We start from the raw sequence: 20584 nt of genomic DNA on the forward strand, positions 1-20584 counted from the left end.
ACCAATTCCCCGCCCACCATAGCGGCAGGGACGCCGGGCGCCAGTGATGCCGCGCCACCGCGCCGCGGCAGATGCGCCTGCCCCCTTCCGCCGGACCCGCGTTCGCCTTATCTAGCGGTCGAAAGCAGACCGGAGCGTCCGATGAGCGATACAGATACCGCAAACCCGCTGGCGCGGTTCGAAATCACCGCAGAGGAGATTTCCCGCGTGATCTCCGTATTCTATGCCCGCGTGCGCGCGCATGACGTCTTGGGGCCGGTCTTTGCCGCGCATGTCACCGACTGGCCGGAGCATGAAGAGAAGATTGCGGGGTTCTGGCGCAATGCGATCCTGCGGGAGCGCAGCTACAGCGGCAATCCGATGCGGGTGCATGTTTCGCGGCCGGACGTGAAGGCAGAGCATTTCCCGCTGTGGCTCGGCCTGTTTCACGAGGTGCTGCGGGCTGAGCTGCCGGAGCGCACCGCGCTGCAATGGGGCGCGCTGGCCGACCGGATCGGTGAAGGCTTCCGCACCGGCATCGTGGCGATGCGCCAGCCCAAGGACCAGCCGCCGAAACTGTTCTGAAACCCGTCCGCCGGGGGCTCCCGCGCCTGCCGGCGGCCTGTCTGCGCCAGTCCGCCTCAGCAGACTTGGGCCCGGCTCATGCTGCGCATGAGCCTGGGCGCGCGCTTTACTTCTCCTTGGAGAACAGGCCCGTCAGCGCCCGCTGCACCACTTTGCGGGTGCTGGGCCGGTGCCGCGGGGAAAACGGCATCGGGCGGCAGACTTCCATGGCGGCGATACCGACGCGGGCGGACAGCGCGCCGTTGACCAGGCCTTCGCCAAACCGTCGGGAGAGTTTGGAGAGGACCGAGCCGCCCAGCACCGGCTCCAGCAGGTCATCGCCTGCGGCCACCGCGCCGGTGGCGGCGAGATGCGCCAGCACCGCGCGGGTCAGCCGCCAGGAGCTGAAGAAGCCGGGCCGCCCGCCATAGATCCCGGCCACCCGGCGGATCATCCGCAAGGACGAGATCAGCGCTGTCAGAATATCCGCCAGCGCCATCGGCACGATCGCCGTCACAGTGGCCACCTGCCGGGCGGCGGCCTCCACCTCCCGCAGCGCCAGCGCATCAAGCGGCACCAGCAGCTCCTCCTCCGCCAGCAGCAAGAGCGCATCGCCGTCCAGGACCTCCGCCTGGCGCTCCGCCAGCCGGGCCTGGTGCCAGGTGAGATCATCGCGCCCCTTGTAGAAGCCCTCAAGCCGGCTGGTGAAGGCGCGGGCGGCGGCCAAGTCCGCGGCCTCCGCCGCCTGGTGCCGCAGGGTATCGACACGCCGCAGCCGCGACAGCGCTGCCAGCTCGCGTAAGCCCATCGCCAGCGCCAGCAGCAGCAGCAAGGCCAGCCCGGCGCTGACCGCCCAGCCCAGCACCGGCACCCGGGCGATCAGCCCGGTGGCAAAGTCCCAGGCCGCGACCGAGGCCATGGCCCCAACGACCGCGGCCAGCAGCGCCCAGAACCAGCGCGCCAAGCGCGACGGCTTGCGGGCCGCAATTCGGGCCGCCTGCTCCATTACGGAGGGCGGCAAGGCCTCCGGCGCCGCGGGCTCCGGCACCGGCGGCGCCTCCGCAACCGGGGGCGCCCCGGCCTCTTCTTCAAGATCGAAAAGGACTGGCTTCTTGCTCATGCCGCGGCCTCCCGCTTGGCCTGCCATTCATAGGCGATGTCGGGCAGGCCTTCCTCGTTGCCCGAACCATCGCCGCGGCCGGTCTCGGCAAAGCCCTCGCGCAGGTAGAACTTCTGCGCCCGGGTGTTGGCGGCAAAGGTGCGCAAGGTGAGACGCGGTGCGGACGATTTGGCAGCGTCCAGCAGCGCCTTGCCAGCCCCCTGCCCGCAGGCGCCGGGGGCGAGGTAGAGGGAGCAGACCTCCTGGCCGTCCTGAGCCAGGAACCCCGCGACGCGGCCCTCCAGCTCTGCCACGGTGACCCAGCCGCGGTCGATCATCATGCCGCAGAAGGAGATCACCTCCGCCCAAGTGTAGAGCTTGGGCATCCACTCCGTGTCCTGCTGGAAGCGGTAGAGGATATCCCCCACGGCACCGGCATCCAGGGGGGCGGCGGGGCGCAGGGCGAGGGTCACAGGGCATCTCCGATCAGGAATTCGGCGGCGCGGTCGAGGCGGATATGCGGCGGGCCGCTGCCGTGTTTGAGGGTCAGCGGCGCGGGCGCAAAGGCCATCGCCTGATAGTCTCCCTCCAGCCAGCGCTCGGCGCCTTGGCGGGCGGGTGTGAGCAGCTGGGACGGGTCCTCAGGCAGCGCGCCGGGATAGAATGCCGCCTGCTTGCCGGTCTGCAGCAGGGTGCCGCGCACGCAGGGCAGTTCGGCGCCGTTGTGCGGGCGCATCTCCTCGGTTGTGGTGCGCAGGGAGGCCATCGCCAGCGCCGCGGTCTCGGCCCCGGCAAAACGGGCGCGATCCTGCGCCTCGCGGGTCAGCGCCTCGATGATGGCGGTCATCCGGCCGTGCTGGGCGTGGTGCAGATGGTCGGCCTTGGTGGCGGCGAACAGGATCTTCTCCACCCGCTTGCCGCCCAGGAGCCGGGTTAAAAAGCGGTTGCGGCCCGGTTTGAAGGCACCGAGGATATCGGCCATGGCGTGGCGCAGATCCTCCACCGCCTGCGGGCCGGAGTGGATCGCGGACAGCGCATCCACCAGCACGACCTGCCGGTCGATACGGGCGAAGTGATCGCGGAAGAAGGGTTTGACGACCTTGGATTTATAAGCCTCGTAGCGGCGCTCCATCTCGCGCCAGAGGCTGCCGCGGGGCGGGCTGGCCTCCGGCGGCAGCGGTGCAAAGGTCAGCACCGGCGAGCCCTCCAGGTCGCCCGGCAGCAGGAAGCGGCCCGGCGTGCAGTCATAGAAACCGGCGGCGCGGGCGGCCTTGAGGTAGCCTGTGAAGGCGGCGGCGAGCGCCTGCGCCTGCGGCTCGTCATGTGTCCCCGCGGGGACAGCCTTGGATTTCTCTGCCAGGAAGTGTTCCGCCTGCGGGCGAGCGGCGATGCGGGAGAGGACGTCCGAGGACCATTCGGCATAGCTCTTGTCCAGCAGCGCCAGGTCCAGCAGCCATTCGCCCGGGTAGTCGACGATATCGAGATGCAGCGTGCGCAGCCCCTGCAGCCCGGACAGGAGGCCGGCGGGCCGCACCTTCAGGCTGAGGCGCAGCTCTGAGACCGCCCGGGTGCTGTCCGGCCAATGGGGTGACGGCCCGGTCAGGGCTGCAAGGTGGCTCTCATAGTCAAACCGCGGCACGGTGTCGTCGGGCTGGGGCTGCAGGAAGGCGGCCTCGATCCGCCCTTCGCGGGCGGCATTCAGCTGAAGCATCCGGCCCCGGTCCATCAGGTTGGCGACCAGCGAGGTGATGAACACCGTCTTGCCGGAGCGCGCAAGCCCGGTGACGCCCAGCCGCAAGGGCCGGTCGAACAGCGCCGAGGAGAGGCCGCTGGTGACGCTCTCCACCCCGCTCATTACCCCGTCTGCTAGGGACGTTATCACCAAGGCCCTGATCCTGCTCTGTTCTTGCCCGCATCAAGATAGGCAGCCGGCTGGCGGCTTACCAGAGTGCAGACGGGACTTGCCCCGGCCCTGTTGCATTGCTACTTGCCCGCCCATGCCGCGTTTTGCTTTGAAAGTCGAATACCACGGGAAGCCTTTTGCCGGCTGGCAAAGGCAGAAGGAATTGCCGTCCGTTCAGGGGGCGATCGAGGCTGCGCTGGCGAAGCTGGAGCCGGGCGAGCACACCATCGCCGCCGCCGGGCGGACCGACACAGGCGTGCATGCGCTGGGACAAGTGGCGCATTGCGATCTGGCCAAAGAGTGGGACCCGTTCCGTCTGTCGGAGGCGCTGAACTACCACCTGAAACCCGATCCGGTAGCGATTGTCGACTGCGCCCGGGTCGAGGGCGACTGGCACGCGCGGTTCTCAGCCGTGGAGCGGCAGTATCTGTTCCGCATCCTTATCCGCCGCGCGCCGGCCACTCATGACGCAGGCCAGGTCTGGCAGCTGAGCCACGACCTCGACGCGGATGCGATGCAGGAAGCGGCCAGCTATCTGATCGGAAACCACGATTTCACCACCTTCCGCTCCTCGATCTGCCAGGCGCAAAGCCCGGTCAAGACGCTGGATGAGCTGACGGTGGAGCGGGTGCAGGGCTTTTCCGGGCCGGAGATCCACTTTCACGTGCGCGCCCGCAGCTTCTTGCACAACCAGGTCCGCAGCTTTGTCGGCACCCTGGAGCGCGTCGGCGCGGGCGCCTGGGATCCGGCGGATGTGAAGGCCGCGCTGGAGGCCCGCGACCGGGCTGCCTGCGGTCCGGTCTGCCCTGGCCATGGGCTTTATCTGGCGCGGGTGGGTTATCCGGAGGATCCCTTCATCTGAGGCGCTGCCGGGCCGGAAAACCGGCGGCCCCCCTGTACACCCCCTGTGCACCCCCCGTACACCCCCTGTGCACCGCCCGGCGGCCGCTGCCGGGGTCCGGCGTCCCGCCCCTTGCATCCTGGCGGGCGCCCCCCATACTCAGCCCGGACAGTCCGGCAGCAGGCAATGGCAGGCAAGCACGCCGCCGCCCTGCCCCAACAGATTTGCAAAAGGTATAATCCGCAATGGCCGACACCACCAAACCGCCGCTCCTGGCCGTCCTGATCGACGCCGACAACATCTCCGCCAAATTCGCCGAGGCGATGTTCGAGGAGATCGCCTCCTTCGGCGAGGCCAGCATCCGGCGCATCTATGGCGATTTTGCCGGCGGCGGGCCGCAGGGCTGGAACAAGGACAAGCTGGCCTCGCTCGCCATCGTGCCGCACCAGCAGTTTGCCCATACCACCGGCAAGAATGCCTCTGACATCGCGCTGGTGATCGATGCGATGGACATCCTGCACTCGGGCCGGTTTGACGGCTTCGTGCTGATTTCATCGGACAGCGATTTCACCCGGCTGGCCAGCCGCATCCGCGAACAGGGGCTGGACGTCTACGGTATGGGGATGCGCAAGACGCCTGCCGCCTTTGTCAAAGCCTGCAAGCGGTTCATCTATGTCGAGAACCTGCTGGAGGACACGGGCAAGGCCAAGCCCAAACCCAAGAAACCGGAGGAGGACAACGGCAATGCGCCGGCGGAACTCGCGGACCCGACCAAGCTGGTGATCCGGGCGATGGACGCGATCGACCAGGACGACGAGTGGTTCACGCTGGGCCAGATCGGCCAGTACATCACCGCCGCCTCGCCGGATTTCGACACCCGCAGCTATGGCAAGCGCAAGCTGAGCGACCTGATTGCCTCGCTCAAGCTGTTCGAGACCAAGCGCGGCGAGGGCAACCAGATCCTGGTGCGGCGGCTGGACTGACGCGCCAAGCGGTTGCGCCGCCGTATCAAAAAGCGGCTTTCGCTTTGCCCTGAACCGTGGCTTAGTCCGGCATGAGGACACAGGCAGCGGGGAGGAGGAGGAGACCCATGGCAGTGCTGATCAGCATCGGCCACGACGGCTGGTACACCGAGGAACAGCTGGCACAAGAGCTGCGGGCAGCAGCCCCTGGCGCCGATATCCGCCCCATCTCAGCCCCCGGCAATCTGGAGGAGATCACGATGCTGGCGGTCTCGTCGCTGAAGGGCGACCTGCCGGCGCGGCTGCCGAACCTGCAGCTGGTGCAGAAGCTGGGGGCCGGGGTGGATAGCATCGTCGCGCATCCCGGCCTGGCGCCGCATGTGCGGGTCACCCGGCTGAAGCCGCAGGAGCCCGCGCATGAGATTGCCGAATACTGCCTGGCCTATGTTCTGCGCGGCCAGCGCAACATGGCGGCGCATGCGGCCTCGCAATCCCGCAGCGCCTGGGAGCCGCGGGCGCCCGGACGTCCGCAGGACACCACCGTGGGTGTTCTGGGCCTGGGCCATATCGGCGGCATGACGGCACGGCTGATGCGGGACATGCGGTTCCGGGTGCTGGGCTGGAGCCGCTCGCCCAAGGAGATCGAAGGCGTCGGCTGCCGCCACGGCGAAGCCGCGCTGCCGCAGATGCTGGGCGAATGCGATTACGTCTGCGCGATCCTGCCCTCCACCCCCGCCACCCGCGGACTGATGAACGCAGACACACTGGCGGCGATGAAGCCAGGTGCGGTGCTGATCAATGCGGGCCGCGGCGATCTGGTGGATGAGCCCGCACTGCTGGCAGCGCTCGCCAAAGGCACGCCCGGCCACGCGGTGCTGGATGTGGTGAGCCGCGAGCCGCTGCCCGCGGACAGCCCGCTGTGGACGCACCCGCAGGTGACCATCACCCCGCATGTGTCGGGCTGGCATCTGGGTGATGCGCTCAAGGACGTGGTGGAGAATTACCGGCGGCTGGAGGCCGGGGAAGACCTGCTGCACGAGGTGGACCGGCAGCGCGGGTACTGAGCTGGCAACGCCAGTCCACCTCTTACCCCCTGCGGAAGGCTGGCCCCTTGGAGAACAACGGCCTTGCCTAAAGGCCCCGGCGCTTTGAATAGTCCGCCATCAGGGCTTCGAGTTCGGCAGCCGTTTCCGGGAACCGGGCGAAACTATGCGTGGCGGGAACATGCGACCATGAGAGTTTTTCCTCTGTCATCAATTCGACGAAGGGTTCGGACCAGGCCGGGTTATCAAACACGGTTGTGCGCAGGTTCACCCGGCTCTCTGCGCCTTGAATACGTGAAAACAGGAAGTTCAAACACTTGGGGCAGAAGTTGTGCTGCCGGCGCTCAGTCCTCCGCCCGCCTGTCACCAGCTCCCCGGTGACAGAGAAGGCCTCTGCCGGGAACATCGCGGTCAGAGAATAGGCGCTTGCGCAAAGCTTCTGGCAGTCGCGGCAGTGGCACGCGAGCGTCAGAAGCGGCGGGGCCGACACGCGGACTTGCACCTGACCGCACATGCATGAGCCCGCCAGCGGGAGTTGAAGAGTGTCCATCGGCGCCTTCCTGTTGTTTGTGGTTTTTGCGTTTACCAGACGTCCAAGCGCCTGTCTGGGACGGCAGCGCTGCCTGCTTCTTCCGGCTGGGGCTCCGCCCGTTCTGCGCTGAAACCGTCCCCCCGGACGGTTTCCGGGACGCGCATCACTCCCCGCCGGAGGCAACGTCTTGTTTCCGGCAGGGAACAAGACGGTTTCCCGAGCCAGCGCCTGACACACTCCTAGACCTAGGAGCGATAATCCGGGTTTTCATAGTCGAACCGGCAGCCCGCCGACCAGGCGTTGCGGTCGTTGCCCTCGTTCGGGTAGCCGCCCGCATCGCGCAGCATGGCGGCCAGGTGCATCAGGTTCCAGGTCATGATGGTGGTGTTGCGCTGGGTGAACTCGTTTTCGAACCCCGCCGGCTTGCCCTCCACCTCATGGCCATAGGACGGCCCCGGCCCGGCCTCGCCGATCCAGCCGCAGTCGGCCTGCGGCGGGATGGTGAAGCCCAGGTGGCTGAGCGCGTAGCAGATTGTCATCGCGGTGTGTTTGATGCCGTCCTCGTTGCCGGTGATGACGGTGCCGCCGGCCTTGCCGTAAAAGATCGACTGGCCCTTGTCGTTCAGTTCGCCGCTCATGCCATAGAGCCGCTCGATCAGGATGCGGCAGACGGAGCTTTCCTCGCCCAGCCAGAGCGGGGTGCCGATCACCAGGATCTGTGCCGCCTTCACCTTCTCCCAGATCCCGGGCCAGTCGTCGCGCTCCCAGCCCTGTTCGGTCATGTCCGGGTAGACGCCGGGCGGCACCTGGTGGTCGAGCATGTGCAGATGCTCCACCGCGACACCGTTCTTTCCCATGATGGCAGAGGATGCCTCCATCAGCAGGCGGGTGTGGCTTTTGCTGCCGTCCTTTTTCAGCGATGTGTTGATGAAAAGGGCCTTGAGCCCTGAAAATCCGGTCATTGCGCACCTCCTGCTGATCGCGGGTGTTCTGGCGATGACCGGATAGTAGCCCGCAACCGGCGGGTGCATAGGGCGCTGGCGGGATCGTGATCGCCACCGCGCGCAGCCTGCTGCGGGGGCCGCAGCAGGCGGGATTTATCAGGAGATGAAGTCCTTGTAGCCGGCTTCATCCATATAGTCGTCCATCGGCGACAGGTCCGAGGGCTTGATCTTGAAGAACCAGGCGCCGCCTTCCGGGTCCTCGTTCACCTTGCCGGGGTCATCGGCCAGCGCCTCGTTCACCTCGACGATCTCGCCATCGAGCGGGGCGAGAATGTCGGAGGCGGCCTTGACCGATTCAATCACCACGATCTCGTCATCCTTGGAGACTTCGGTGCCCGGCTCCGGCAGTTCGACATAGACCACTTCGCCCAGCTGTTCGGCGGCATGGGCGGTGATGCCGACGGTGATCAGGTCGTCCTCGGGCAGCAGCCACTCGTGTTCCTCGGTATATTTCATGGGGGTTTTGTCCTTCGAAGAGGCGTGGGTTTTGAATGGGTTGAGGCCGCCGGAAAGGGCGCCGCATATGGCGGGAGGGCGGCCCCCGCATACGCGGGTATACGGTATCAACGGGCGGGGCCAGCGATCAAGACGGCAATCCCGGAATGGATAGATTTTTTGCGCATCCCCAAGCAGCGGTGCGGGCGCTTAAAACAGGTTGAAATATTCCGCCTGCTCCCATTCGCTGACGGTATCCAGATAGCGCTCCCATTCGAATTGCTTGAGCTGCAGGAGGTAATCTGCGGTGTCCGCGCCCAGCGCCTCGCGGCACAGGGTCGAGCCTGCGAACCCCTCCAGCGCCTGCCCCAGCGAGCGCGGCAGGCGCTCGGCGTCTTCGCTGTAGGGGGACAGGGTGGGTTTCGGCGGCTCCAGCCCCTCGGTGATCCCGGCGGCGCCTGCGATGATCTGGGCGGCGAGCGCGTAATAGGGGTTGGCGGAGCTGTCGGGGGCGCGGTTTTCGATCCGGCTGGCGGGGTCATGGGGCTGCATCAGCGCGCGCAGCATGGCGCCGCGGTTGTCCTCGCCCCAGCCGATCCGGTTGGGGGCCAGCTGGAACGGCAGGTAGCGTTTGTAGCTGTTCACCGTGGGGGCGATCAGCAGCGAGGTTTCCGAGGCGTATTTCAAGAGGCCAGCCATCCAGGCGCTGGCGGGCGGGGTCAGCATCCCGGCGGTTTCCGGCACGAACAGGTTGCGGCCCGTCGCCAGGTCCTGCAGCGACTGGTGCACGTGCCAGCCGTTGGCCATCGCGTTGTCCAGCCGCGGCTTGGCCATGAAGCTGGCGTGCAGGCCGTTTCTGGCGCAGACCTCCTTGACCATGGTGCGGAACATCACCATCGCGTCAGCCTGGGCCATGGCGCTGTCGGGGGCAAAGGTGAATTCGACCTGGCTGGGGCCCATTTCGATCTCGACCGAGCGCACCGGCAGGCCCAGTTTCTGGGCGTTGCGGCGCAACAGGTCCAGCACGCCCTCCACCTCGCCGTAGCGGGTTTCGGTGAGATACTGATAGCCCTGCGTCAGGTTGCGGGTCTGGACCGGCGCGCCGGGGCGGCCTGCCTGGTCGTGTGCGGCGGATGTGTCCGTCAGCTCGAAGATGTGGAATTCCACCTCCAGCCCGAAGGTGGCGGCCATCCCCTGCCCCGCCAGCTGGTCCACCGCCCGCTGCAGCACGCCGCTGGAGGCAAAGGGGATCCGCTGGCCGTCGGGGTAGACCGGCTCGCAGAAGATCCAGGCGGAATGGCCGGACCAGGGCAGCGCACGCCAGGTGTCCGGGCGCGGCACCAGCAGCACGTCGCCCGCCCCCTGCATCGGCCCGGCCAGGCCGGTGCCGCCCTCCCACACCGGAAAAGCGTTGCGGTGGGAGGTGTCCTTGAGCAGCAGGGTTGCGGGCACGTTGAGGCCGCGTTCGAAAACGGCGGCAAAACCCTCCGCCATCACTGTCTTGCCGCGCAACAGCCCGTGCTGGTCCGGGAACAGCACCCGCACCGTCTCGATCCCGTCGAACTGCGCGCGGGAGGTGATCTCAGCCGCCTTGCGGCAGTCCTCTGCGCTGAGCAGCCCCAGGCGGGCCAGTTTGCCGGATGTGAAATCTTGTGCCATGGGCGGCCTCTTGGCGAGTGAGCTGATTGAAATTGCACCGGATTTGCCCCCAGCGTCCAGTCTGCCGCCGGGTTTCCCGGTAACCCGTTGCGTAATCCGGATATTACGGAGGTTTTGCGGCTTGACAGAGTTCATCAGGCGAACATTGTGTGCAGCATTCGCACAGACCCGCCGGAACCGGCGGCAGCATTTCAAGAACAGGTTAGGCGGCGCAGATGACAGCGGTGGAACAGGACAGGAATATTTCGTCGAGCTTTGCCAAGGGGCTGGCGGTTCTGGCGGTGTTTGATGCGGCCTCCCCCAGCATGACCCTGGCCGAGATCGCCCGGCGCACCGGTCAGGACCGGGCCACCGCCCGGCGCGGGGCGCTGACGCTGGTGCAGGCGGGCTATCTGCGCCAGGACGGGCGGATGCTGTCGCTGACCCCGCGGGTGCTGGCGCTGGCGGGCGGGTTCCTGCAGGCCAACCAGTTCGGCCGCCGGGTGCAGCCGGTGCTGAACCGCCACGCGCGCCAAATGGAGATCGAGGTGACGCTGGCGATGCTCGATCAGGGCCGGGTGCTGCTGCTGGCGCAATCAACGGTGGATCATGGCCATATCACCTATGGCTTCACGGCCGGCTCGCATATTCCGCTGGCCCACACCAGCCTGGGGCGGATGCTGCTGGCCGGGCTGCCGGATGACGAGGCCGCGGCGGTGCTGGCAGAAACAGAGATCCCGCACCACACCGGCCAGTCGCTGACCGATCCCGCCGCCATTCTGGAGCGTATCGCCCAGGCGCGCGAGCAGGGCTATTGCCTGACCGACAGCGAGTTCGAGGCCGGGATCACCGGCTATGCGGTGCCGGTGTCGCGGCCCGGCCAGACGCCGATCGTGGCAGGCTGCTCCGCCCCGCGCGGGCGGCAGCCGCAGGCCGATGCCGAGCGGCTCTTGCGCGGGCTGCAGCTGTGCGCGGCGGAATTACGCCAGGCTGAGGCGGTGGACCACCTGTAAGGCGTGTCTTGCTTTGTGCCGGGGCTGCGCTAGGCTGAGCGCAGGCATTTTCCGCAGGAGCATTTCGATGATGAAACAGACTGCACTGGCCGCGGCCCTGTGCGCCGCGCTTGCGCCCGCCGCCTCCGCAAAAGGCGTGGAAGGCACCAAGGTTTCCGTTCTGGGCCGCGACTGGCTGGTGGTGCCGGTCGAGGGCACCGCGGGCCGCTACAGCGCCACGCGGATGAACCTGGAGCATCTGGCCTTCCGCCCGCCCGCGGTGCTCACCGCCCGCCAGGCGGTGCGGGCCATGCGGGCGGCCACCGGCTGCAGCGTCAACCTCGACACGATGGTGCGCAGCATCACCGGCACCTATTACGCTCAGGTCATTTGCCGCAAATAGCGGCGCGCCTGACGGTTGCGGGGTTTTGCCGTCTTTTTCTGAAACATCCTCTTGGGAAATGTGATCATTTTCCCGGGGCATACGGATTGAGCGGTCCCAGCGCGCCTGCCATAGATTGCGCATGAAACTTGCTATCAACGGATTCGGCCGCATCGGCCGCGCCATCCTGCGCCAGATTCTGACCACGCCGCGCGGCGACGGCATCGAGGTGGTGCGGATCAACGATATCGCGCCGTTGGACATGTGCGCCTATCTGTTCCAGTACGACAGCACCTTCGGCCCCTTTGCCCATCCGGTGGAGCATGGCGGCGGCGCGCTGCAGGTGATGGGCCGGAACATTCCCGTGAGCCACGAACCCGATCTGACAAAGGTCGATCTGAGCGGCGTCGACCTGGTGCTGGAATGCACCGGTATCGCCCGCACCTCCGACGTGGCGGAGCGCGGGCTGAAGGCGGGGGCTGGCAAGGTGCTGATCTCCGGTCCCTCTCCGGCGGCTGAGCTGACCATGGTGCTGGGCGCCAACGAGGAGGCATTGGGGGATACCCGCATCGTCTCCAACGCCTCCTGCACCACCAATGCGCTGACGCCGCTGGTCAAGCTGCTGGACCAGATCGCAGGCATCGACACCGCGCATATGACCACGATCCATTGCTACACCAACTCGCAGCCGATGGTGGACGCGCCGCGCGGCGATTTTGCCCGCTCGCGCGGCGGCGCGCAGTCGATGGTGCCGACGACGACCTCAGCCATGCATCTGATCGACGAGGTGCTGCCGCACCTGAAGGGCCGGGTCAGCGGCGCCGCGGTGCGGGTGCCGACCGCCAGCGTGTCGGCGGTGGATCTGGTGGCGCAGCTCAAAACCCCGATGAGCGAGGCGGATTTCACCGCCGCCCTGCGTGAAGGCATCGCCGCCTCCAAGGTGATGGGCTGGACGGATATGCCGCTGGTCTCCTCGGACTTGCGCGCGCGGACGGAATCGCTGGTGATTGCCGGGCCGGAAACCCGCATGGCAGGCGATACTCAGGTGCGGGTCTTTGGCTGGTATGACAATGAATGGGGCTTTTCCGCCCGGATGCTGGATGTGGCCCGGCTGATGGCGGGCTGAAAACCGCCCGGGCCGCAGGTGTCCGCCGCAGGCCCGCCCGTGGCGGGCCCGGCTGTTACTGCGGGCTGTGCCGCTGCCCCGCAAGCCGGAACCAGCGGAAGATCAGCATCAGTGCAAACATGCAGGCCGCGAGCCCGATCAGGTCGCCAGCGGCATAAACCGCCATCACCGGAAGCTGGTCGTCTGCGAATATCAGGCCTGAGAACACCACCGTCTGCCCCAGCGAGTTGATGACCGACGCCAGTGCGCCGATGGCCAGCAGACCGGTCCAGGCGATCCGGCGCGACTCCCCGGCATAAAGGCTCCAGCCGAACAGCCAGGCGATTTCAAAGGCCGCAAAGGCGGAGAAGGCTCCGACGCCGATGGATTGGAGCAGCACCGGCTCCATCAGCGTCCGCACGCTGGCCTCGGTGAACAGCACTTCCGACAAAAGCGCGCCTGCCGCGAGGGGCGGGATGGCTTTCCAGCCGAACAGCCAGACGCACAGCACGCGCACACCGTGCGGCAGGTAGGCCAGGCTGGCAAAGACAGTGATGTCCGGCAGGAACATATTCTGCACCGGAGTGACCACCCATGCGGTCAATCCGTGGCAGACGACGTAGACGGCGGCGATCACCGCAAAACCCTGAAACCGGGATAGCAACTTGTAATATCGACTCATGCCGCCCGTTTAGACACAGGCCGCGGAAGCTGCAATCCGATGTTTTACCGCAAGCGGCCTGCCGTCATTGGAGAGCAGGATCGAAGCGGACCACGTAATGCTTGGCCCGGCTGCCGCCTGCCCGCTCCAGCAGGCCCATGCCCAGCAGCGATTTCAATGTGCGGTGGTAGGTGGCCTGGGCAATTCCCTGCACCAGCCGGTGGCTGCGGATCTGGTCCGACTGCACCGGCGCCCCCGGCGCGCTGGTCAAAGCGTGGGCTGCCAGCAGCACATCCCGCTCCGCCGGGCTAAGCCGGTCGAGCCCCATATCGCGTTCCATCTGGTACAGCATGTCCCGCAGCTCGAAAATTGACCTTAGACTATTCAAAACTCTTACCCCTTGAAATCTCTACCTTCTGTTTCAGGCGAAGCCGTGCAAAGTGATACCACGTGAAATTATCAAACTGACAATTATATGGACAGCAATAATCCACGTGGTATCATTCTGCCAGGCCTAGCTGCATGTGAGTGGTGGCTGCGCCTGACGTTACCTGATGTAGTGTTTGTTAATCAGTGACAGCTCCGGCAGTTCTACCTGCCGGAGCTGAACTGAATAGTACAGTTTAATAATCACATTCCAATCACCTTTACGGTCAATTATTCGGCGCACGCGCCAAAGTGGCAAAATAGCGCCGCCGCATCCGGCGTAATCCGTGCTTGCCGCAGCCGTTGCCCATCAGGCGAAACCGATGCGCGGCAATCCGCCGCCGCCGGGGACAGGCGGAATGCCGCCGCTTTGCTGGTTCCATCTCGCAATTTCCCCGTGCTAGGCTCAGCCCTGACGCCTGCTGCCCTGCCGGGCCGCAAGGCTGATTTTTTTACGCCCGCCGCCGGGAGCAGACATGAATTTTCCATTCCGCCCGCGTTTGACCGCGCGTGCCCTTGCCTTCAGCTTTCTGATCCTTGTGCCGCCTGCCGCCTTTGGCGCGGACGCCACGCTGCAAGCCCCCGGAGCCGATGCCGCGCTGGCGGACCGGCTGCGCGGTGCCTCGGCCTCGGTTGCGGCCAGCGGCGAGACCAATTTGCAGGAGATCCTGGCGGCGGCACTGTCCGATTACCGGACGCTGGTGCAGGTTCTGTACGACGCAGGCCATTTCGCGCCGGTGGTGAATATCCGCCTGGACGGGCGCGAGGCTGCGCTGATCGAGCCGCTGAACCCGCCGCAGAGCGTCGGCAAGGTAGAGATTTCCGTCCAGCCCGGCCCCCGGTTTGCCTTTGGCAAGGCGGAGCTGTCGCCGCTGCCCCGGCAGAGCGATGTTGAATTCCCCGAGGAATACGCCCCCGGCCAGCCCGCCAGCACCGGCGCAATCCGCGATGCGGCAGCGGCCGGCGTGCGGGCCTGGCGGCGCAGCGGCTATGCCAAGGCCACGGTGTCGGACCAGAAGATCACCGCCAATCACCTGCAAGCCCGCCTGGATGCCCAGCTGCGGCTGGCCCCTGGCCCGCGCCTGCGCTTTGGCCGGATGGCCGTGACCGGCGACACAAGGGTCCGCGAGGAGGCCATCCGCCGGATCGCCGGCTTCCCGGCGGGGGAGGAATTCCACCCCGATCTGATCGCCAAATCCGCCACCCGGCTGCGCCGCACGGGCACCTTCTCCAGCGTTGTGCTGCGCGAGGCGGAGCAGCCGAACCCGGACGGCACCCTGGATTACACCGCGGTGGTCGAGGACCTGCCGCCGCGGCGCCTGACGTTCGGGGCCGAGATCAGCTCTTCGGACGGGGTGGAGCTGTCGGGCAGCTGGATGCACCGCAACCTGTTCGGGGCCGCCGAGAAGCTGCGGATCGAGGCGCGGCTCAGCGGCATCGGCAGCAGCAATGACATCGACGGGCGCGTGGCCGTGCGGCTGGACCGGCCCGCGGCGCTGGGGCCGGATGACCTGATCTTCTACCTGGCCGAGGCCGAAAAGCTGGACGAGGAGCACTATAAAGCCACCCAGGTCTTTGGTGCAGCGGGCGTGCGGCGCACCTTCTCCGACACATTCTTTGCCGAAGCCGCACTGGGGGTGTCCTCGATCCTGGCGGAGGACGTGTTCGGCCAGCGCCGGTTCAAATACATCGCAGGCCGCCTGCGCGCCGAATACGACGGGCGCGACAGCCGGGTGAACCCGGCCAGCGGCTATTACCTGCAGGGCGATGCCACACCCTTTATCGGTGTCGGCGGCAGCAAATCCGGATTGCAGATCCAGGCGGACGGGCGCGCTTATTGGGGCTTGGGTGCGGACGACCGGATCGTGCTGGCCGGGCGGCTGCAGCTGGGCTCGGTCGTCGGGCCGTCGCTGAGTGAAATCTCCCCCACCCTGCTGTTCTTCTCCGGCGGAGCCGGAACGGTGCGCGGGCATGAATTCCAGTCGCTGGGCGTCCCGGTTGCGGGCGGCATCGCAGGCGGGCGCAGCTTTGCGGCGCTGTCGGGCGAGGTGCGGGGCAAGGTCACCGATACGATTTCCCTGGTCGGTTTTTACGACATTGGATTTGTGGACGCAGACAGCTTTGTTTCGGGATCGTCTGCCCGCCATGCAGGCGCCGGCATCGGGCTGCGCTATGATGTGGCGGGGATCGGGCCGATCCGGCTCGACCTCGCCTATCCGGTCGACGGGGGAACCGAGGACGGGCTGCAATTCTACATCGGGATAGGACAGGCGTTTTGAGACAGCTACTTGCCTATAGCCTGGCCCTGGGCCTGGCGGCCGCGCCGCTGGCGGCGCAGGACACCACCAAGGAGGACGCCGGCGGGCTGCTGGTCGATTTCCTGGAGGACACGCTGTCCGGCGACAGCCGTTATATCAGCGTCAGCGGGCTGGAGGGCGCGTTTTCCTCTGAGGCCAAGATCCAGAAGATCACGGTGGCCGACGAGGACGGCATCTGGCTGACCATCGAGGGCGCGGCGCTGGACTGGAACCGGCTGGAGCTGTTGCGCGGGCGGTTCTCTGTCAATGAGCTGTCGGCGGAGCGCATCGCCGTGGACCGCGCGCCCAAGCCGCTGCCGCCCGATCCGGAACTGCCGGAGGCGGCGGCGACGCCTTTTGCACTGCCGGAGCTGCCGGTGGCGATTGAGCTGGGCCTGATCAAGGCAGCACGGATCGAATTGGGCGAGGCACTGGCGGGAACCGCCGCCAGCCTCAGGGTCGAGGGCTCGTTGCGGCTGGCGGACGGCGCGCTGGACACCAAGCTGGAGGCGGTGCGGCTGGACAAGCCCGGCGACCACCTGCGGCTGGAGGCGGGCTATGCCAACGAAACCCAGCAGATCACTCTGGATCTGACCGCGGATGAGGCCGCGGGCGGGCTGATCTCGCGCAGCCTGGATCTGCCGGGCAACCCCGACCTGCAGCTGACCGCCAAGGGCAGCGGGCCGGTCACGGACTTCACCGCCGATATCAGCTTCAGCTCCAACGGGACGGAGCGGCTGGCGGGCCAGGTGGTGCTGGCGGCCCAGCCTTTACCCGCAGACGCGGCGCCGGAGAGCCCGCGCGATATCCGCTTTTCCGCAAATCTGGGCGGCAATATCGACGTGCTGCTGCCGCCGGTGCACCGGCCCTTCTTCGGTCCCGGCCTGCGGCTGAACGTCAAGGGCACGCGCGAAGGCAGCGGCGCTGTGGCGCTGGACACACTGGCCCTGCGCACCCGGGCGCTGCAGGTGAGCGGCGCCGCGGCGCTGGCGGCGGGCGGCAGGCTGGACACCGCCAACCTCAAGGCCGCCATCACTCCGCCCCCGGGCCAGGCCGCGGTGGCCCTGCCGGTGGGCGGCGGCCAGACTACGCTGGCGGCAGCCGACCTGCAGCTGCGCAAGCGGACGGACGGCAATTGGAGCCTGGACGGGGTGTTGAACCAGCTGAGCCACCCGGGCGCGCTGGTCGATCAGGCCGAAGTCACCGGCCGCGGCACCCTGGACCAGACCAGCGGCTTTGCGCTGGAGGGGCGGCTGTCGGCGGCGCTCAGCGGCTTCCAGCCGCGCGACCCGGCGCTGGCCAAGGCCACCGGCAACGACATCCGCTTTGACGGCACCCTCAGCACTGACGGGCCTGGGGCGCTGCGGATCACGGATATGGAACTGCGCGGCACCGATTACCAGGCAGCGGGCGATGTCACCCTGGACGGTCTGGAGGAAGGGCTGAAGATCACCGCGGATCTGACCGCGGAGGCGTCGGAGCTGGCGCGCTTCTCGGACCTCGCCGGGCGGCCTCTTGGCGGCGCGGTGCGGGCGGATGTGCAGGGCTCCTTCACGCCGCTGTCCGGTGCGTTTGACACCGATCTGGACCTCATTGCCGAGAACCTCTCTGCCGGGATTGCCAAGGCGGATGAGCTGCTGGCGGGCACCACCACGCTGGCTCTCAAGGCGTCGCGGGACGAGATCGGCATTACCGTCGACACTTTCGAGCTGGCGGGCAGCGCGCTGGAGGCCTCTGCCGCGGGCACGCTGAACGACCAATCCGGCCAGATGGAGATCACAGCCCGTCTGACCAAGGTGGAGGTGCTGCTGCCTCAGGCCCCCGGCACGTTGGAGCTGGCCACCACCCTAACCCGCACCGGCAGGCGGTTTGATGGCGTGGCCGAGCTGACCGGGCCGCATTCCTCCAGCGCCAAGCTGGACGGGTCGGTGACGCTGGAGGGCGATGCCGATTTCACCTTTGCCGCCGCCTTCAACGAGCTGGAGCGGTTCGTGCCGGAACTGGCAGGCCGTCTGACGGCGGAAGGCACCGCGGAGCGGCGCAACGGCGAATGGCAGATCGCGGCCACGGCCGATGGTCCGGCGGACCTTGGCGTCAAGGCCGAGGGCCGCTTTGCCGAGAGCAACGGCGACACCGATCTGAAGTTTGAGGGCGCCATCGGCCGGCTGCAGCAGCTGGTGCCTGACCTGGCCGGGCGGCTGGCCGCCAAGGGCACCGCCACCCGCCGCGATGGCACCTGGACGGTGGACAGCACCGCCAGCGGCCCTGCAGGCATCGACAGCCGCATCGCGGGCAGCTGGAACGAGGCCGAAGGCACCGCTGATGTGAACGCCAAGGGCACTCTGCGGCTGGAGGGGATGAACCCGTTCATCTCTCCCAACCTGTTGCAGGGGCCTGCGAATTTCGATTTGGCCTTGCGCGGGGAGCCGGCGCTGGACTCCTTGAGCGGCACTGTTTCGGTTCCCGGCGCCTCGCTGGTGATCCCGGCGGCGGCGCAGCGGCTGGACGATATCAATGCCACCGTCTCCTTTGCCCGCTCCAGCGCCCAGGTGCAGGTCTCGGCCCGCGGCCGTGACGGCGGCACCCTGCGGATCAACGGCCCGGTGGCGATGCGCCCGCCCTTCAGCAGCAATCTTCAGATTGCCATCGGCAATCTGGTGGTGACCGACAACCTGTCTTACGAGACGCTGCTGAATGGCAGCCTCACCCTGTCCGGAGCCATGGCGGGCGACAAGCGGATCGACGGGCAGATCAATGTGGGCGAGACCAATATCAACCTCAATACCGCAGGCGGCTCGGTCTCGTCGGCACCGATCCCGCCGATCCGCCATGTGAACGCGCCGCGCGATGTGCGCCAGACCCTGGCGCGGGCCGGGCTGACCGGCAACAACGGCGGCGGCGGGGGCGGCTCGGCCAGGACCGAACTGGATATCCTGATCAGCGCGCCATCGCGGATCTTTGCGCGCGGCCGCGGCCTGCGCGCGGAACTGGGCGGCGACATCCGCCTGCGCGGCACCACCGCACGGCTGTCGCCCTCGGGCCAGATCAGCCTGATCCGCGGCACCTTTGACATCCTGGGCCGGCGGCTGGAGCTGGACGAGGGGCGGATCACCCTGCTGGGCGATCTGAAACCCTATCTGGAGTTCAGATCTTCCGCCGCCACCGAGGAGGGCACCGCCACGCTGGAAATCTCCGGCCGGGTCGATGCGCCCGAGATCAAGGTGACGGCGGAGCCGCCGCGCCCCTCCGAGGAGGCGCTGGCGCTCTTGCTGTTCGGCGACAATATCGAGGACATCTCGCCGCTGGCGCTGGCCCGGCTGGCCGGCTCGGCGCTGACGCTCAGCGGGCGCGGCGGCGGCGCCCAGAGCAGGGTGCGCGAGGCCACCGGCGCGGATTCGGTCGATATTGGCGCCGACAACCTGGGGGCAGGCCAGCTGGGGCTGGGCGGTTACGTGGCGGAGAACGTCTATACCGATTTCAACGTCAACACCCGCGGCGACAGCGAGCTGAGCATCAACCTGGATGTGACCAAGAGCCTGACGGTGCAGGGCACGGTCGACAGCGAGGGCGAAACCGGCTTCGGGCTGTTCTTCAAGCGCGACTACTGACGGCCTGCGGCGGCTCTTGGGCGGCCAGCCGCGGGCCGCCGTTTTCCGGCGCGGAAAACGGCCCGGAAATCAGGTGATTTCCGGACCGGAATCCGTGCCGGATTCCGCCTCCCCCGCAGCAGCCAGCGCCACCTCGGCGGCACCGCTGACACCAGCAGCGTCATCGGTGATCAGCCACAGCGGTATGTCCGCGCAGATCCCGCCCAGCCGCCCGCCGGGGGCGGTATAGCTATCCAGGAAATTCTCCCGCGCGGGCGTGCTCAGGATGCCACGGGCCACGCTGCCGGCAAAGAACAGCCCCTGCCGCGGCAGATAGGCCGCCGTCAGCTCCCGCGCCAGCAGGCCCAGAAGATGCGCCCATTCACAGACGGTGCGCGCCTCCGGCGTGTGAGGATCAGCCAGATAAGCCGCCTCGATCAGTTCGGCGCTGCTGGCTGCGGCGCCGGTCAGCGCCTGATGAAAGCGGACCAGTCCTGGCCCGGAAAACAGTGCCCCGATGCTGCCGAACGACTCCGGCGCATGGTCCAGCAGGCTGTCCAGCCGGCGGCACAGCGCCTGCGGCAGGCCGGTATGGCCCAGTTCGGCCTCCAGCGCCTCCCCTTCCACCATAGCGGCGGCATTGAACCCCGTGCCGATACCCGCGACCAGCGCCTGGGTCCCAGTCTGCCGTCCGGGGCGCAGACAAGACAGCTGCCCCGGGATCAGCACCGGCAGCGCATGGCCCAGCGCCGCCAGATCGTTGATGACCGTCACATGCGCGCTGCCGGGCAGGCCCAGCGCCGCGGCAATCTCAGCTGCCGATCCGCTCCAATTGCGGTTGCTGAGCTGGAAGCGCCCCTCCCTGACCGGACCGGCCACCGCAAGGCAGGCCCCCTGCAGCGGCGGCAAGCCGGGCTGCGCGCAATAGGCCTGCAGCACATCCTGCAGGCTGGCGAAACTGTCGTTGGAAAAGCTCTGCAGCGCGGTGACCCCGATCCCGGGCGCCGCCAGGGCCAGCCGGGTCCTGCTGCTGCCGGCAACTCCGGCCAGAACGGTCAGCTCAGCCGCCATCTGCCGCGGTCCTTTCCGATCGCTTCCCCGGTCTAGAGCCTGCAGCAATCCCGCCGCAAATGC

The 20584-nt window shown here is 67.4% G+C and carries 19 protein-coding genes; 9 read left to right on the forward strand and 10 right to left on the reverse strand.

From position 1 onward, the window contains the following. The first annotated feature begins 141 nt into the window (after nucleotides 1–141). On the forward strand, nucleotides 142–564 hold the full coding sequence (locus AC4HIX_RS13550; protein ID WP_490399322.1) for a group III truncated hemoglobin: 423 nt from the start codon (nucleotides 142–144) through the stop codon (nucleotides 562–564). A gap of 106 nt (nucleotides 565–670) precedes the next feature. Here AC4HIX_RS13550 and AC4HIX_RS13555 read toward each other — a convergent pair whose 3' ends face one another. From AC4HIX_RS13555 to AC4HIX_RS13565, 3 genes are read right to left on the reverse strand one after another with little or no spacing between them, the layout of a single operon-like run. After that, nucleotides 671–1663: a YcjF family protein gene (locus AC4HIX_RS13555; RefSeq protein ID WP_490399323.1), complete on the reverse strand. Its 993-nt coding sequence runs from the start codon at nucleotides 1661–1663 to the stop codon at nucleotides 671–673. Beyond that, nucleotides 1660–2115, reverse strand: coding sequence for a GNAT family N-acetyltransferase (locus AC4HIX_RS13560; protein WP_490399324.1), 456 nt, complete (start codon nucleotides 2113–2115; stop codon nucleotides 1660–1662). Before AC4HIX_RS13560 ends, AC4HIX_RS13555 begins: the two co-directional genes overlap by 4 nt. Continuing rightward, complete coding sequence (locus tag AC4HIX_RS13565; RefSeq protein ID WP_490399325.1) at nucleotides 2112–3527, reverse strand: YcjX family GTP-binding protein; 1416 nt, start codon at nucleotides 3525–3527, stop codon at nucleotides 2112–2114. The genes AC4HIX_RS13560 and AC4HIX_RS13565 overlap by 4 nt, the downstream gene beginning before the upstream one ends. 112 nt (nucleotides 3528–3639) lie before the next feature. On the opposite strand from AC4HIX_RS13565, the gene truA reads away from it, so the two are divergent. From truA to AC4HIX_RS13580, 3 genes are all read left to right on the forward strand, one after another. Continuing rightward, nucleotides 3640–4407 (forward strand): tRNA pseudouridine(38-40) synthase TruA, encoded by a 768-nt coding sequence (truA, locus tag AC4HIX_RS13570; RefSeq protein ID WP_490399326.1) that lies wholly within the window; start codon nucleotides 3640–3642, stop codon nucleotides 4405–4407. Nucleotides 4408–4631: 224 nt separating this feature from the next. Next, nucleotides 4632–5369 (forward strand): NYN domain-containing protein, encoded by a 738-nt coding sequence (locus AC4HIX_RS13575; RefSeq protein ID WP_490399327.1) that lies wholly within the window; start codon nucleotides 4632–4634, stop codon nucleotides 5367–5369. A gap of 107 nt (nucleotides 5370–5476) precedes the next feature. Beyond that, a complete protein-coding gene (locus tag AC4HIX_RS13580; protein ID WP_490399328.1) occupies nucleotides 5477–6412 on the forward strand; it encodes a 2-hydroxyacid dehydrogenase in 936 nt (311 codons plus the stop codon). A gap of 67 nt (nucleotides 6413–6479) precedes the next feature. On the opposite strand, the gene AC4HIX_RS13585 is transcribed toward AC4HIX_RS13580, so the two are convergent. From AC4HIX_RS13585 to AC4HIX_RS13600, 4 genes are all read right to left on the reverse strand, one after another. After that, nucleotides 6480–6941, reverse strand: a complete 462-nt coding sequence (locus AC4HIX_RS13585; RefSeq protein ID WP_490399329.1) for a GFA family protein — start codon at nucleotides 6939–6941, stop codon at nucleotides 6480–6482. Nucleotides 6942–7168: 227 nt separating this feature from the next. Continuing rightward, a complete protein-coding gene (locus AC4HIX_RS13590; protein WP_490399330.1) occupies nucleotides 7169–7885 on the reverse strand; it encodes a flavodoxin family protein in 717 nt (238 codons plus the stop codon). A 138-nt stretch (nucleotides 7886–8023) separates the two neighbouring features. Beyond that, a complete protein-coding gene (gene gcvH / locus AC4HIX_RS13595; protein ID WP_027236694.1) occupies nucleotides 8024–8383 on the reverse strand; it encodes a glycine cleavage system protein GcvH in 360 nt (119 codons plus the stop codon). Between the two features lie 189 nt (nucleotides 8384–8572). Next, nucleotides 8573–10021: a glutamine synthetase family protein gene (locus tag AC4HIX_RS13600; protein ID WP_490399331.1), complete on the reverse strand. Its 1449-nt coding sequence runs from the start codon at nucleotides 10019–10021 to the stop codon at nucleotides 8573–8575. Between the two features lie 215 nt (nucleotides 10022–10236). Between AC4HIX_RS13600 and AC4HIX_RS13605 the strand changes: the two genes are divergently transcribed. From AC4HIX_RS13605 to AC4HIX_RS13615, 3 genes are all read left to right on the forward strand, one after another. Continuing rightward, nucleotides 10237–11013 carry an IclR family transcriptional regulator domain-containing protein gene (locus AC4HIX_RS13605; protein WP_490399332.1) on the forward strand — a complete coding sequence of 259 codons (777 nt, stop codon included), beginning with the start codon at nucleotides 10237–10239 and terminating at the stop codon, nucleotides 11011–11013. A 67-nt stretch (nucleotides 11014–11080) separates the two neighbouring features. Then, complete coding sequence (locus AC4HIX_RS13610) at nucleotides 11081–11395, forward strand: hypothetical protein (RefSeq protein ID WP_490399333.1); 315 nt, start codon at nucleotides 11081–11083, stop codon at nucleotides 11393–11395. 121 nt (nucleotides 11396–11516) lie between these two features. After that, nucleotides 11517–12500, forward strand: a complete 984-nt coding sequence (locus AC4HIX_RS13615; RefSeq protein WP_490399334.1) for a type I glyceraldehyde-3-phosphate dehydrogenase — start codon at nucleotides 11517–11519, stop codon at nucleotides 12498–12500. A 55-nt stretch (nucleotides 12501–12555) separates the two neighbouring features. Here AC4HIX_RS13615 and AC4HIX_RS13620 read toward each other — a convergent pair whose 3' ends face one another. Next, nucleotides 12556–13161, reverse strand: coding sequence for a hypothetical protein (locus AC4HIX_RS13620; protein ID WP_490399335.1), 606 nt, complete (start codon nucleotides 13159–13161; stop codon nucleotides 12556–12558). A 64-nt stretch (nucleotides 13162–13225) separates the two neighbouring features. Further along, nucleotides 13226–13492: a hypothetical protein gene (locus tag AC4HIX_RS13625; RefSeq protein WP_490399336.1), complete on the reverse strand. Its 267-nt coding sequence runs from the start codon at nucleotides 13490–13492 to the stop codon at nucleotides 13226–13228. A gap of 550 nt (nucleotides 13493–14042) precedes the next feature. Here AC4HIX_RS13625 and AC4HIX_RS13630 point away from each other — a divergent pair. Together AC4HIX_RS13630 and AC4HIX_RS13635 are read left to right on the forward strand one after the other, a co-directional pair. Next, nucleotides 14043–15845 carry an autotransporter assembly complex protein TamA gene (locus tag AC4HIX_RS13630; protein ID WP_490399337.1) on the forward strand — a complete coding sequence of 601 codons (1803 nt, stop codon included), beginning with the start codon at nucleotides 14043–14045 and terminating at the stop codon, nucleotides 15843–15845. Beyond that, nucleotides 15842–19471, forward strand: coding sequence for a translocation/assembly module TamB domain-containing protein (locus AC4HIX_RS13635; protein ID WP_490399338.1), 3630 nt, complete (start codon nucleotides 15842–15844; stop codon nucleotides 19469–19471). Before AC4HIX_RS13630 ends, AC4HIX_RS13635 begins: the two co-directional genes overlap by 4 nt. Before the next feature lie 69 nt (nucleotides 19472–19540). Here the strand turns inward: AC4HIX_RS13635 and AC4HIX_RS13640 are convergent, their stop codons facing one another. After that, the gene (locus AC4HIX_RS13640; RefSeq protein WP_490399339.1) at nucleotides 19541–20521 is read right to left on the reverse strand and encodes a glucokinase; all 981 of its coding nucleotides are present in this window, start codon (nucleotides 20519–20521) and stop codon (nucleotides 19541–19543) included. Nucleotides 20522–20584: the final 63 nt, after the last annotated feature.

This window comes from Leisingera sp. (genome assembly GCF_982940295.1).